This window comes from Clostridium sp. CS1-1 (assembly GCF_056135525.1).
Window position 1 is genome coordinate 525,803 of sequence record NZ_CM148680.1, and the last position, 14,228, is coordinate 540,030.

Sequence of the window (14,228 nt, forward strand, 5' to 3'; positions counted from 1 at the left end):
TCACAAAATGTTATTAGAAAATAAACACTTATTACACAATTCTATTATATTATAAATATATAACACCATTACAAAGAGGTTTCATATAAAGTTCTCCCTTTTAAATAAAGCACTAGTTTCGAACTAGTGCTTTGCATTTATTACTGCCAAAGTTTTGGGCTTGCATCTGATGGCATTCTCCAGTCTCCTCTAGGGGAAAGACTTACAGTACCGACCTTTGGACCATCAGGAACAGCAGAACGTTTAAATTGTTGTGAGAAAAATCTTCTTATAAAGGTGTCTAACCATTTCTTAATTGTTTCTTCATCATAGTCATTTTTAAAAGCGTATTTAGCCAAAAATAATATTTTTTCAGGAGTTTCACTTTGTCGTACAAAATGATATAGGAAAAAGTCATGAAGTTCATAAGGTCCAACAATATCCTCGGTTTTTTGAGTAATATTACCTTCACTATCCTTTGGTAACAGTTCTGGACTTACAGGAGTATCAAGTATATCCAGTAATATTTCAGAAACATCTCCTTGAACCTCTTTTTGAGCTACGTATCGAACCAGGTATCTTACTAAGGTTTTAGGAATTGAGCAATTTACACTATACATTGACATATGGTCACCATTATAAGTACACCAACCCAGTGCAAGCTCTGATAAGTCACCAGTGCCTATTAATAGGCCACCTTCTTTATTGGCTATATCCATTAATATTTGCGTTCTTTCTCTAGCCTGAACATTTTCATAGGTTACATCATGTTTTTCTACAGGATGATTTATATCTTTAAAATGCTGAAGGCAAGCATCAACTATGCTAATTTCTCTAAATTCTGTGCCAAGGTGCTTACACAGGTTAACTGCATTATTATAAGTTCGGTCAGTGGTTCCAAAGCCAGGCATAGTAACAGTTATAATGTTTTCTCTTGGTATATTTAACATATCAAAGGTTTTTACAATAACTAAAAGTGCTAAAGTAGAATCCAGGCCACCAGAAATACCAATTACCGCCCTTTTGGCTCCTGTATGACTCATTCGTTTCGCAAGGGCTGCAGTTTGTATATGAAATATCTCTCTACAGCGGATTTCTCTTTGAGCTTTGTCAGAAGGTACAAAAGGATGTTTATCTATGTATCTATCAAAGTCTTTAATATCAGTGTTATCAAATTTAAAGGATATTTCTAGAGCTTCAAAAGGTATTAATTTAACACTATCTCTAAAGCTTACGTTTTTTAACCTCTGATTATTTAATCTACTTACATCCACGACAGAAGTTACAACTTCATTTTCTCTTTGAAATCTATCATTGTGAGTAAGAAGGGCTCCATTTTCTCCTATTAGAAGATCACCACTAAATACTAAGTCAGTAGAAGATTCGAAGACTCCAGAGGAAGCATATATATATGAAGATATACATCTAGCACTTTGAGAAGAAACTAAATCTTTTCTGTAGTCTGCCTTACTAACGATTTCGTTGGAAGCGGATAGATTTCCTATTATAGTAGCTCCAGCTAAGCTTAAGTAACTACTAGGAGGAATAACTACCCATAAATCCTCACAGATTTCAAAACCAAATTTAAAGATTCCGCTAGAAAAAATTAAATTAGTTCCAAAAGGAATACTGTCTTGGAAATATAAGTTCACTTTTTTGCTTACAATATCTATTCCTTCAGTAAACCATCTTTTTTCGTAAAACTCAGTATAATTTGGTATATAACTTTTAGGAACAATTCCAAGAATTTTTCCTTCAAAAATTATGTAGGCACAATTATAAAGAGAGTAATTATAGATAAGGGGAGCACCTACAGCTATAAGTAAATCTTTCCCTATAGAATAATTACATAACGATTCTATAGCTTCTGTAGATTTATCCAGTAAAAGCTTTTGAGTAAAAAGATCTGCACAAGTATACGAAGTAATACAAAGCTCAGGAAAAACTACAAGCTTAGCTCCTTGCTCTATGGAATTATCTATGCATTCTTTTATGTTTTTTACATTAAACTCTATGTCTGCTACATTTGTTATAGGACAGGCAGCAGCGACTCGGATAAAGCCGTTGTTTGACACGAAATCATCTCCTTATTATATGATGTACGCTGAAGTATCAGCAGAACCTTATCAAGATTATTCCAATATAATTATTGATTATAAATTATTAATTGTCAAATTATACATAAAGGAAATTAAAGTTCTTACACAAGTTATTGTTACATTTAGAACTTTCGCATATACATAGAATAAGTAGTGTTTATCCGATACCAAGAACTCTATTTATATTAACTTGATATGTTGCTTATGTTAGATATTTTGAGATTAAGAATATATAACTACTCCTAAGTTAGAGATAATGAATGATAGTTACTTTAAAAGTATAATAAGTAACGCAAAACAGTATTAAATAACTCTTTTCGACGTAAAATTAAACTTTATTAATTCTAAGACATGCTGTATTATTAATGTACAACTTAATTTAGTAAAAGATTTACAGTAATTATTACAGGGGAGAGTACATTATGGAATACTTAAAAAGCATATTGACTTCTATGCCATTTATAGTTGTAGGAGGAATCTTACTTATTATACTTACAGGATATATAATGATTAATTATAATGATGCTTATTGGGGAAACAAGGATAGTAATGGAAATTATAAAAAATAATAAGTTTTTGTAGTTAACTACATTGAAGGTACTAATATGATTTATTTAAAAGGGAGGGATATTATGACAGATTCTGTGGTTTTATGGTTAGTCATTGGAGCGATAGCTTTAGTAGTAGATATTGCAACAAGTTCTTTCTTGTTTGTTTGGTTTACTGTAGGAGCTATAGCAGCAATTATTGCTCAAATGCTGAATTATTCATTTATTACCCAAATCATAACTTTTGTATGTATAAGTGGGATATCAATGGCTGTAGGTTATCCAATAGTTAAAAGAACTATAAAAAGCTCAGTTAAAAGAACGCCAATTAGAGAAGAAACCTATATAGGGAAGATTCTAACTGTTGATGAGGATATAGTAAAAGAAGGAAAAGCAAAGGTTGATGGAGTTTACTGGCAAATATTGAATGTAGGAGAAACGATAGAAGAGGGAGATAGGGTTAAAATTATTGAGGTTAAGGGAAATAAAATAGTCATCACTAAGGAAAAACATAATTCTATGGAAGAAGATGGTGATTAGAAACAAATAACTGCTAAGTTAATCAGCATAGTATATGATTACATTAAATATTTAAAGGAGAGATTGATAATGGGAAAAATTTTTATGTTGGTAGTTTTAATAATTATAATTGTTACGTTTGTATCATCTATTAAAATTGTAAATACGGGGTATGTAAATATTGTTGAAAGATTTGGACAGTTTCACAGGGTGTTAGAACCAGGTTGGCATCTAATAATTCCTTTTGCTGACTTTGTTAGAAGAAAAGTTTCTACTAAGCAGCAAATACTGGATATTGAACCACAAAGTGTTATAACAAAGGATAACGTAAAGATATCAGTAGATAATGTTATATTCTATAAGGTTATGGCGCCAAGAGATGCTATATATAATATAGAAGATTATCAATCAGGTATAATTTATTCAGCTATAACAAATATGAGAAACATTGTAGGTAACATGAGCTTAGATGAGGTTTTATCAGGTAGAGATAAAATAAATTCAGAACTTTTAAGGGTAGTAGATGATATTACAGATGCTTATGGAATAAAGATTTTATCTGTTGAAATAAAGAATATAATTCCGCCAGGAGAAATTCAACAAGCTATGGAAAAACAAATGAGAGCTGAAAGAGATAAGAGAGCTACAATACTTCAAGCGGAAGGTCAAAAACAGAGCGAGATTGCTAGAGCTGAGGGTGAAAAACAGGCTAAGATTTTACAAGCTGAGGCAGAAAAAGAGGCTAATATAAGACGTGCAGAAGGATTAAAGGAGTCACAACTTCTGGAAGCTGAAGGTAAGGCGAGAGCTATAGAAGAAGTGGCAAAAGCACAAGCAAAAGCTATAGAGGTAGTGAATAAGTCTATTATAGATTCAGGTACAAATGAAACAGTTATAGCTTTAAAACAGGTAGAAGCTCTTCAAGAAATGGCTAAGAATCCTGCTAATAAGCTTATACTGCCAAATGAAATAGTGTCTTCTTTAGGAAGTATTTCAGCGGTAGCAGAAATGCTTAAAAGTAAAAAATAATGAAAAGGAGATTAAGTTGAGAAGGTGAAGTTCACTTAATTCCTATCAAAAATCTAAAAGACACTTTGGAATTAAAACCAGAGTGTCTTTTCTAAATTATAATTTTAGAGTAAAGGTGAAATATTAGTTTTGTTTTAAAACGCACAAGTTAATTTCTAGTATCAAAATAGTAATTAATTGCATATTGTATAGTGTATTTATTAAATAACATAGCTTATATACTAATTAATAATATTACATGGGAGGTAGAGTTATAATGACAGCAGGTTTAGTAACTGATAAAAAACCAAATGTTATAAGAATTACAAAGGAAATGTATCAGGATTTTTTTGTATTATCAGAGTTTTATAACGTTTCAGTAAATCAGCTAATAAGAAATATTGTTGGCGAAGATATAGTACTAAGTATTGAGTAGTAAAATATTCTTATTTATTAAAAATTAAAGAGTCATGAACCTGGAAAACAACTCATATTATATAAAGTATTAAGTTAAATATTGGGGGTATTATGCCAGGAGATATATCCAAACACACCAAGTTGAAGGTAGATGCACCTTATCCAGAACCAAAGGTGGAAGGAAAAAATATTTATAATGCAAACATCCTTCTTCAAGATTATGCTGGTACAGTTAGTGAATTTACAGCAGTTTCTCTCTACTCCTATCAACATTTTGTAAGTGATGATAGATATAAAGGATATGCTAAAGTAATAGGTCAAATTTCGATGGTAGAGATGAAGCATTTAGAACTCTTAGGTGAGACAATTAATCTTTTGGGAGTCAAGCCAGCATATGTAGATTCAGTTTGTCCTTGTGCTAGAGTTTGGAACGCGAGTTATGTAAACTTTACAGATAAAATTAAAGAAATGCTTTTAGAGGATATTAAGGCTGAGCAACAAGCAATAAACACTTATAAATATCATATAAGTTTAATTAAAGATAAGTACATTAAAAGGCTTTTAGAGAGAATCATACTAGATGAGCAATTGCATTTGAAAATATTTAAACAATTGTATCAAAAGTATAGCAAATAATATAAAGTTGTAGGGCTTCTATCAGTGTAGAAACCCTACAACTTTTATATTCAGGGTTTAAAAGTTTATTTGTTTTTATTTGGTAGATGTTTATCACAAAAGCAATTTATCATAAGAGCAAGTGCTCCAATAATAGTTACAAGTATCCACATTATTAATATTAGATGCCATCCGTATCTTTCAACAATAAACCCGGTTATATAAGTGAATAGACCTGCCGCTGCATACGTACAAAAATCTAAAAAACCCGCTATTGAGGACACCCTATTATATTTATCAAATTTCATAGGTATTGCTCCTACGAGCATTGTATGAGCACCATACATCATTGCCGAAGATAGCCCTAAAAATATTATTGAAGGAATAGGGGTTAGATGTCCTACTTTAACAAGAACCAAAAGAAGTATAATGGTCAATATAAAGAGCACAACAGTAGAGAGTTTTTCATTTAACTTTAATCCTTTATTTAAGTATCCGGCTAATATCATGCCAGCAAAATTCATAAAGGGTATGGCAATAATTAGCTTTGCTGTAGAGGTAATATTTAAGTTACAGGTTTCCATTATGAATGTTGGTCCCCAAAGAGCAATACTATCTTTTACAATACCTTGAGTAAAGCAGGCTATTATAACAAAATAAAGTTTTGTGCGTTTGAGGATTTCTATAAAGCTTAAATCTATATACTTAGTGCTATTTTCTAGTACTAATGGCGTGTCTTCATTAGGAGAAGGAAGGTCAATATCTTTTGGATGGTTTTTCATTTTTACAAGCCAAATAATAGAGAATAATACTAGACTTCCACCAGGAATCCAAAATGTCCACTGCCAACTTCCATAGAGAAGAATTTTACCTGAAAGTCCCCATGCCAGAAGATATCCTCCAACCATAGAAGTAGAAATTCCTATGGCCACTTGACTGTGTTCTTTTTTCGGGAACCAAAGAGATAAAGTTCTTATTATAGGCCCCCAAAGCATAGATTGAAAATACCCATTTAAAGACCAAATTAAAATCATTGTAAAAAGAGTGGTGGAAAATCCGAATAGAATATTTGATACTCCAGAAGCAAGTATGCCCATGAATATAAATACTTTTATATATACTTTATCTCCAATGTATCCATTTATAATTTGACCAATTCCATAAATCCCAAAAAACATACTTCCAATAATGCCTATTTGTTCTTTGGTGAAACTAAAAAAAGTTTGTATATCTGGGATAGCTACTGACAGGTTAACTCTACCGAAGTAAGTAATTGCATAAGCGAACCAACATAATAAAAAGGTTTTTACTTGCCATGTTTTAAGAAGTTTGTTATTCATACTAATCACCAATTCTTATTAATTATGAAGAATATAAGTTTTTATACCTTTAATAATTACTATTCAGTATATTAATCTAATATTAAGTGATTATTTTATAATATGAAGCTTACATAGAAAAGGTTATAGTAAATCAGAAATATATTATTAAATTTGAGTGCTTTATTTTAAGATATAAATAAAGATTAAGAAGAGAGTATCTATAGTTATAAAAGTTATTCTTTAGAAATATTTCTCTATGATGGAGTAATGATAACAATATTGTAGGTTAATATAAGAATTGTAGCTAAAATGTAACCTTTTGTAATTTTTTAGAGTAGCATTGAAGATTTATACCTGATAGAATAGAGTTATAGATAAGAACTCTAAGGGGATGGACAATATGAAAAGGAACAAAAAAGGTAAAAAAGGAATTATTAGAATTATACTAGGAATTATTATACTATTTTCTTTATCATCTGCTGCTGGATTCAAGTTTGCTAAGAAGTCAGATAAGAAGGTAAATATTGTTTCTACCGCAAATAAGCAACAAGAAACAAATGATAATGATAAGAATAAAATAGATAAAAATAAAGTAGAGGTATCTAACGATACTAATAAATCAGATAAATCAGAGGGTGAGGCAAAGGTTGCTTATTTAACTTTTGATGATGGGCCAACCACTACCATAACTCCAAAAATATTGGATGTATTAAAGAGCAATAATATTAAAGCTACTTTTTTTGTAGTTGGCAAAATGGCAGAAAGTAACCCTGAGTTGCTGATACGAGAAAAAAATGAAGGACATGTTATTGCTAACCACACATATTCACATAATTACAAATACCTTTATTCGTCACCAAATAATTTTATTCAAGACTTAAAAAAAGGAAATGAGGTTGTAACATCTATAGTAGGAGAGCATAATAAAACTCTAATAAGATTTCCAGGTGGATCTTTTGGTAGACAAGCCTATAAGAAGGCTGCTGAGAGTGAAGGTTATCACTATGTAGATTGGAATGCTTTAAGTGGGGACGCAGAAGTAGCATCAGCCACCGTAGATAGATTGATGTCAAGAATACACGAAACTGTTCAAGATCAAAAACATTTAGTTATTTTGATGCATGATGCTAGTGGCAAAGAAACTACGGTACAAGCATTGCCTCAAATAATAGAATATCTAAAATCAAAAGGATACGTGTTTAAAACATTGGAGTAATGTATATAGATAAACAACACCGAAAGTTAACTTATCCTACGAGACATAATACCTATTTTCAGTACGTTAAATATTTTTAAGTAGTCTAAAGCGAAGGATTAATGAAAAACCAAGAATCTTAGAAAACTCGCTACACTCAAACAATCTAAGATTCTAAGCTTTTCATAAATCCTTCGCTAAGACTACTAAAAAAATATTTAAATCTACCTTCAAATTGGTATTATGCCTCTTCGGATAAGTCAACTTTCTAGTTTGGTTATCTATATTCATGTTAAAGTGTGTTACTGATCTATGAAATATAAACCTTATATGTAGAAAAAGGAAAGTTAGAAGCTTATAAAGCCTATGACTTTCCTTTTTTTATATATAAGGTTTGTTTTTAAAACAGATATTTCATATTAGTATTTTTAGTGAAATTAAACTTGCAATATTTAGCAAAAATGAACAAGATAAAAACAATATAAAGTAATAATTTAGCATAAGCTGTATTACTATGAGGTAATTTTCAAAAAAATGAATGAAGTGAATCTGAAACAATTATTTTTCGCAAAATATAGTTACCGTTTACATGATAAGAAAGTATATTATATACCAGTAAAAAACAGAAAATACTGAAAGAATGGGTCGTATACTGTAAATATTAATCGTTATAAATAGAAGCAATTAAGAGAAAAATGAAGTAATCAATATATATGAAGTCTTAATTTTAATTTAACTTATGTTTTTGGTTAATTTTACTAAAATTATGATTAAAATGGTTGATTTTATAAATAAAATCTTTATAATTAGTTATATAGTTAAAAAAATATGGAATTAAATCCTAAAAATGGTTACATGAGGAGTGGTTGTAGGAATGCAAAATGGTAACTCGACAGTTGCATATTTTTCGATGGAATTTGGATTGAATTCAGATTTTAAAATCTATGCAGGAGGGCTAGGTATACTTGCTGGGGATTATTTAAAAGCTGCTAAAGAAAATAACTTACCTGTCATAGGAATTGGTATTAAGTGGAAACAAGGTTATGTTGAACAACACATCGATAAAGATGGAAGAATAGTTGATTCTTTTTATAATAATGACTACGATTTTTTACAAGACACTGGAGTTAAAGTAAATGTTAAAATAAGGGAAAGAGATGTTTGGTGCAAAGTATGGAAGGTTGATTGCTATGGAAACTCTGAACTCTATCTACTAGACACAGATTTGCCAGAGAACTCTGATAGATGGATAACTGGTCAATTATACGGTTGGTTTGAAGAGGAGAGAATTGCCCAGGAGATGGTGCTAGGAATAGGCGGGGTAAGAGCACTTAGAGCATTAAATAAAAATATAGATATTTTTCATTTTAACGAAGGTCATGCAGTCTTTGCTGGATTTGAGTTAATCAGAGAAAAAAAAGAAAGAGGATATAATCCATACGATGCATGGAATGAATCTAGAAATCAAATCGTATTTACAACTCATACACCTGTTATAGAAGGAAATGAACTTCATGGACTTAATATACTAGAATACATGGGTGCTTTTAATGGACTTGATAGGTATTTAGTTAGAGAAATAGGTGGAGATCCTTTCAATATGACCGCTGCCGGTCTTAGGTTGTCAAAAAAGTCCAATGCTGTTTCAGTTTTGCATGGTAGAATTGCAAATGATATGTGGAAATCTATTGATAGAAGAAGCGAAATAATAAGTATAACTAATGGTATCCATTTGGGGACCTGGGGAGATAAAAGATTGATTGAAGCTTGCAAAAGAGGAGAAGATTTATGGGATTATCATATTAATAATAAGCAAAAACTTATAGATTTCATATATGAGAAGAAGGGTATTAGACTAGATAAGGATAAATTGTTAATCGGATTTGCAAGAAGGGCAGCACCTTATAAAAGAGGAGATTTGATATTTTCTGATGAAGAAAAGATTGCGCCTTTGTTGAAAAATGGAGATGTACAGATAATAATATCTACGAAGGCACATCCTTTAGACTTTACTGGGAAAGAAATAATAAAGCATATTTTAAGCATAGAAAATAAGTACCCAAATTCAGTAGTATTTTTAGACAACTATAACATGGAAAAAGGGGCTCTACTAACAAGAGGAGTAGATGTATGGCTTAACAACCCAAGAGTAACTAAGGAAGCTTGTGGAACGTCAGGCATGAAAGCCGCAGTTAATGGCGTATTAAATTTAAGTACGTTAGACGGTTGGTGGCCAGAAGCCTGTTGGGACGAAGTAACTGGCTGGCAAATAGGCGGAGGTTTTGTTTCTGAAGATATAAAATTACAAGATAGACATGACGCTGATAGCCTTTATGATGTTCTCTTTAATAAAGTGGTAAAGACATATTATTCTGATCGTAAAAGATGGAATGAAATGATGTCTGCAAGTGTAAATGGAATAGTTGATAGATATTCTGCTGATAGAATGATTAAAGAATATTATGCAAAGCTTTATAGATAGGGTAACAAAAATCATATATAGTGAATACAATATTGAGGGTAAAGAGTGGGGAATAAACCTACTCTTTGTACCCATACTAAACTTGGTTTGACTACATAAAAACATGATTTTATATAATTAGGGGGATTAGACAATGAAAATACTCATGCTTTCATGGGAGTATCCACCAAAGAATGTAGGTGGATTATCTAACCATGTCTATTATTTATCGCATGCCTTAAGTAAAACCGGACATGAAGTGCATGTAATTACCTGTGAGGAAGGAACAGCTCCAGTACAAGAAAATGATAAGGGAGTATTCGTACACAGGGTTACTCCGTATAAGATAGATACAAATGATTTTACAAAGTGGGTTATGCAACTCAATTTTGCAATGGTTGAGGAAGCTGTAAGGCTTATTACGACTTGTGGCAAATTTGATATTATACATGCACATGATTGGTTATCAGCTTATAGTGCTAAAACACTAAAGTGGTCCTTTAGGATTCCAACTGTATCTACCATTCATGCTACTGAGCATGGTAGAAACGGTGGAGTAAGAACAGACATGCAAAGGTATATATCTTCAACTGAATGGCTTTTAACTTATGAATCTTGGAAAGTAGTGGCTTGTAGCAATTATATGAGACATCAGATAAGTGATGTATTCTCAGTACCTTGGGAAAAAATATGGGTAATTCCTAATGGAGTAGAGCCAGAAAACTTTAATTTTGATTTTGATAGTCAACCATTCAGAAGAAAATATGCTAGGGATGAAGAAAAAATAGTTTTTTATATAGGAAGACATGTATTTGAAAAAGGAATACATCTTCTTATAGAAGCTGCACCAGAAATAATTAGCAGATATAACAATACTAAATTTGTTATAGCGGGAACAGGCCCAATGACTGAAGAATTAAAAAACAGAGTAAGAAAGATGGGAATTGAAGAAAAAGTTTTATTTACCGGATATATGAGTGATGGGGACAGAGATAGATTGTATAAGGTTTCAAACGTGGCAGTATTCCCTTCACTTTATGAACCCTTCGGAATAGTAGCCTTAGAAGCTATGGCAGCAGGTTGTCCTGTAGTTGTTTCGGATACTGGTGGGCTAGGTGAAATTGTTCAACATGAGGAGAATGGCTTAAAGACTATAAATGGTTCTTCTCATAGTATAGTAGATAATATAATAAAGCTTTTATATGATAGTAATCTAGCAACGAATATTAAAAACAATGCGCTAAAGACTGTATACGAAAATTATACATGGGATAGGGTATCAGAATTAACAGTATCTATGTATAACTGGGTAAAAGAAGAGGCCAAAGGTACCGAATGGGAAGTAAAAATTGATGGACAATTAGAATCTGTTTCTGAGGTTATAAAGGACTCATTGGAAAATATAACTTTTAAAACTATAGAAACAAAAAATAATTTTTCAATTGACTATGTAACTGAAGCCGCAATGGGGATAAAAGATGCAGTTTCAAAGGCAACATTCGATAAAGAGGGGAAGTAAAAAGTCGACAATTCTATAATTGATATTATATAAAAAGCAGTTTAAAGAGGGGATGAGAGTTATGAAAGCAATAATAATGGCTGGGGGAGAAGGAACTAGATTAAGACCGCTTACTTGCAATATACCAAAACCGATGATGCCTATTATGGACAAGCCAGTTATGGAGTATGCTGTAGAACTTCTAAAGGAAAGTGGAATAAATGACATAGGCGTTACGCTTCAATATTTACCTGATGAAGTAATGCATTATTTTGGTGATGGAAAAGACTTTGGTGTAAATATGAGATATTTTATAGAAGAAACACCATTAGGTACTGCAGGTAGTGTTAAAAATGCTGAATGTTTTCTTGATGACACTTTCATAGTTATAAGTGGAGATGCTCTAACAGATATAGACTTATCCAAAGCAATTGATTTCCACAAGAAAAACAAGTCTATAGCTACATTGGTATTAAAAGAAGTAGCAGTACCACTTGAGTTTGGTGTAGTTGTAACAGATAATGATGGAAGAATTAAGGGCTTCCTTGAGAAACCAAGTTGGAGCGAAGTTTTTAGCGATAAGGTCAATACTGGGATATATATACTAGAGCCAGAAATATTTAATTATTTTGAACAGAATCAGAAATTTGACTTTAGCAATGATTTATTTCCATTGCTTTTAAATGATAAAAGGCCAATGTTTGGGTATGTGGCCGAAGGATATTGGTGTGATATTGGTAACATTGAGCAATATATAAGGTGTCATTTTGATATACTTAAGGAATTAGTAAAAGTAAAGGTAAAAGGGGAAAAGTATAAAGACGGTATATGGGTTGGACAAAATTGTGAAGTTAGCCCTGAAGCAGTAATATCATCACCTGTCTATATAGGAAGTGGCACAAAGATATATGAGGGAGCCAAAATTGGCCCTTATACCATATTAGGAAAAAATAATATAATATCAAACAGCGCTACTATTAAAAGAAGTGTTATTTTTGATAATTGTTATATAGGTGAGAATGCTCAGGTTAGAGGGGCTGTTCTTTGTAAAAAAGTTCAACTAGAAGCAAAGGTATCGGTGTTTGAAGAAGCCACAGTAGGGGATGATACTCTTGTTAAAGAAAGAGCATTAGTTAAACCGGGGATTAAAATATGGCCAAACAAAGTTATTGAAGCAAGTACTGTAGTAAAAGAAAATGTCATTTGGGGAGGAAAGCTTTCAAAATCTTTATTTGGTAAGATGGGTATAACTGGAGAAGTTAATGTAGATATATCTCCCGAATTCATATCAAAACTTGGTTCTGCATTCGGATCAACTTTAAAGTCAGATTCAAAGGTTGCATTAGCCTGTAGTGATAACGGAGCAGCTCAAATGTTTAAATACTCACTTGCTACTGGGCTTCAGTCAATGGGAGTAGAGGTTTTAGATTTAAAGAGAATGCCTAGGGCTATAACAAGACAGTCTACCATGTTCTTTGGCGCACAGGCTGGTATTCATGTTTCAGTAGATAGCGATGATGTTGAAAAAGTAAATATAGTATTTATGGATCAAAACGGTCTTGATATAGACAAGAATTTAGAGCGAAAAATAGAAAATAACTTCATTAGAGAAGACTTTAGAAGAGTTAAAACTGATTCATTTAAACAAATAACTCATATATACAATTGTTTGGATTACTATGAAAGACAACTCATAAATGCATTAGGCGTGCATAATATAAGAAGTCAGAAGTATAAAGTTGTTTTAAGTATTAAAAATCCTATGGTGTTAAGCATTGTTCAGAATTTGTTCCAGGAACTTAAGGTGAACATTAAGATTTATGGAGAATTTAATAATCTCTTAGGATTAAAGAAATCAGTAATTGAGAACAGTGCTAATTTGGGAATAAGGATTGACGATGAATGTGAAGAAGCTATTTTGATAGATGAAAAAGGAAATGTTATAAGAGATGAAATTTTTGATGCAATAAATGCACTTGTTATGTTAAAGTCTTCAAATATTAAGACTTTAGTTGTACCAGTAACTGCATCATCTACAATGGAACAAATAGCAGAAATGTGTGGATGTAAGTTTATAAGAACTAAAACTTCACAAAAATCTATACTTGATGCATATGTAAAAAATGAAACTAATGTAACTAGAAGAGAAATTGTTAATGCTTATTTAATGACACTAGATTGTGTAAGTGTATGTATGTTAACATTAAATCTAATGGCTGGGAATAATCTTCCACTCTCAAGTATCCTTGCACAAGTACCTAAATATTATATAACTAAAAAAGAAGTAAAATGCCCATGGAATATGAAGGGAAAATTGATGAGAAATCTAATAGAAGAAAATGATTCTAAGTCTGTAGATTTAATAGAAGGCGTAAAATTAAACTATGAAGATGGATGGGCATTAGTTTTACCTGATGCAGATGAACCAGTTTGTAGAGTTTATGCGGAATCAAAAGATTCAGATGAGTTAAGAAAACTTACTGATGGACTTCTTGAGAGAATCGAAATAATAACGGAGGAAGAAAAAAGTAGTATTTAAATTTGAGAAAGCAGAGCATAAATCAGGT

General features: G+C 31.6%; 11 protein-coding genes. 9 read left to right on the forward strand and 2 right to left on the reverse strand.

The features are described 5' to 3' along the window. Positions 1–140 precede the first annotated feature (140 nt). The gene (locus tag AC0N0V_RS02305; RefSeq protein WP_474461941.1) at positions 141–2,054 is read right to left on the reverse strand and encodes an NAD(+) synthase; all 1,914 of its coding nucleotides are present in this window, start codon (positions 2,052–2,054) and stop codon (positions 141–143) included. A 446-nt stretch (positions 2,055–2,500) separates the two neighbouring features. Between AC0N0V_RS02305 and AC0N0V_RS02310 the strand changes: the two genes are divergently transcribed. From AC0N0V_RS02310 to AC0N0V_RS02330, 5 genes are all read left to right on the forward strand, one after another. After that, positions 2,501–2,647 (forward strand): hypothetical protein, encoded by a 147-nt coding sequence (locus AC0N0V_RS02310; protein WP_474461942.1) that lies wholly within the window; start codon positions 2,501–2,503, stop codon positions 2,645–2,647. 63 nt (positions 2,648–2,710) lie between these two features. After that, positions 2,711–3,166 carry an NfeD family protein gene (locus tag AC0N0V_RS02315; RefSeq protein ID WP_474461943.1) on the forward strand — a complete coding sequence of 152 codons (456 nt, stop codon included), beginning with the start codon at positions 2,711–2,713 and terminating at the stop codon, positions 3,164–3,166. Positions 3,167–3,235: 69 nt separating this feature from the next. Then, positions 3,236–4,174, forward strand: coding sequence for an SPFH domain-containing protein (locus AC0N0V_RS02320; RefSeq protein WP_474461944.1), 939 nt, complete (start codon positions 3,236–3,238; stop codon positions 4,172–4,174). 256 nt (positions 4,175–4,430) lie between these two features. Further along, complete coding sequence (locus AC0N0V_RS02325) at positions 4,431–4,589, forward strand: hypothetical protein (protein ID WP_474461945.1); 159 nt, start codon at positions 4,431–4,433, stop codon at positions 4,587–4,589. Positions 4,590–4,681: 92 nt separating this feature from the next. Next, positions 4,682–5,206 (forward strand): ferritin-like domain-containing protein, encoded by a 525-nt coding sequence (locus AC0N0V_RS02330; protein ID WP_474461946.1) that lies wholly within the window; start codon positions 4,682–4,684, stop codon positions 5,204–5,206. A 65-nt stretch (positions 5,207–5,271) separates the two neighbouring features. Here the strand turns inward: AC0N0V_RS02330 and AC0N0V_RS02335 are convergent, their stop codons facing one another. Continuing rightward, on the reverse strand, positions 5,272–6,525 hold the full coding sequence (locus AC0N0V_RS02335) for an MFS transporter (RefSeq protein ID WP_474461947.1): 1,254 nt from the start codon (positions 6,523–6,525) through the stop codon (positions 5,272–5,274). Positions 6,526–6,907: 382 nt separating this feature from the next. Here AC0N0V_RS02335 and AC0N0V_RS02340 point away from each other — a divergent pair, with 382 nt between their 5' ends. From AC0N0V_RS02340 to AC0N0V_RS02355, 4 genes are all read left to right on the forward strand, one after another. Beyond that, positions 6,908–7,723, forward strand: a complete 816-nt coding sequence (locus AC0N0V_RS02340; RefSeq protein ID WP_474461949.1) for a polysaccharide deacetylase family protein — start codon at positions 6,908–6,910, stop codon at positions 7,721–7,723. 853 nt (positions 7,724–8,576) lie between these two features. Beyond that, positions 8,577–10,184, forward strand: a complete 1,608-nt coding sequence (gene glgP / locus AC0N0V_RS02345) for an alpha-glucan family phosphorylase (protein WP_474461950.1) — start codon at positions 8,577–8,579, stop codon at positions 10,182–10,184. 133 nt (positions 10,185–10,317) lie between these two features. After that, positions 10,318–11,682 (forward strand): glycosyltransferase family 4 protein, encoded by a 1,365-nt coding sequence (locus tag AC0N0V_RS02350; RefSeq protein ID WP_474461951.1) that lies wholly within the window; start codon positions 10,318–10,320, stop codon positions 11,680–11,682. Positions 11,683–11,743: 61 nt separating this feature from the next. Then, complete coding sequence (locus AC0N0V_RS02355) at positions 11,744–14,200, forward strand: sugar phosphate nucleotidyltransferase (RefSeq protein ID WP_474461952.1); 2,457 nt, start codon at positions 11,744–11,746, stop codon at positions 14,198–14,200. Positions 14,201–14,228: the final 28 nt, after the last annotated feature.

What these genes read in the sequence shown, in the direction of transcription:
- AC0N0V_RS02310 (WP_474461942.1), top strand. Translation starts at nt 2,501, where the DNA reads ATGGAATACTTAAAAAGCATATTGACTTCTATGCCATTTATAGTTGTA.
- AC0N0V_RS02315 (WP_474461943.1), top strand. Translation starts at nt 2,711, where the DNA reads ATGACAGATTCTGTGGTTTTATGGTTAGTCATTGGAGCGATAGCTTTA.
- AC0N0V_RS02320 (WP_474461944.1), top strand. Translation starts at nt 3,236, where the DNA reads ATGGGAAAAATTTTTATGTTGGTAGTTTTAATAATTATAATTGTTACG.
- AC0N0V_RS02325 (WP_474461945.1), top strand. Translation starts at nt 4,431, where the DNA reads ATGACAGCAGGTTTAGTAACTGATAAAAAACCAAATGTTATAAGAATT.
- AC0N0V_RS02330 (WP_474461946.1), top strand. Translation starts at nt 4,682, where the DNA reads ATGCCAGGAGATATATCCAAACACACCAAGTTGAAGGTAGATGCACCT.
- AC0N0V_RS02335 (WP_474461947.1), bottom strand. Translation starts at nt 6,525, where the DNA reads ATGAATAACAAACTTCTTAAAACATGGCAAGTAAAAACCTTTTTATTA.
- AC0N0V_RS02340 (WP_474461949.1), top strand. Translation starts at nt 6,908, where the DNA reads ATGAAAAGGAACAAAAAAGGTAAAAAAGGAATTATTAGAATTATACTA.
- glgP (WP_474461950.1), top strand. Translation starts at nt 8,577, where the DNA reads ATGCAAAATGGTAACTCGACAGTTGCATATTTTTCGATGGAATTTGGA.
- AC0N0V_RS02350 (WP_474461951.1), top strand. Translation starts at nt 10,318, where the DNA reads ATGAAAATACTCATGCTTTCATGGGAGTATCCACCAAAGAATGTAGGT.
- AC0N0V_RS02355 (WP_474461952.1), top strand. Translation starts at nt 11,744, where the DNA reads ATGAAAGCAATAATAATGGCTGGGGGAGAAGGAACTAGATTAAGACCG.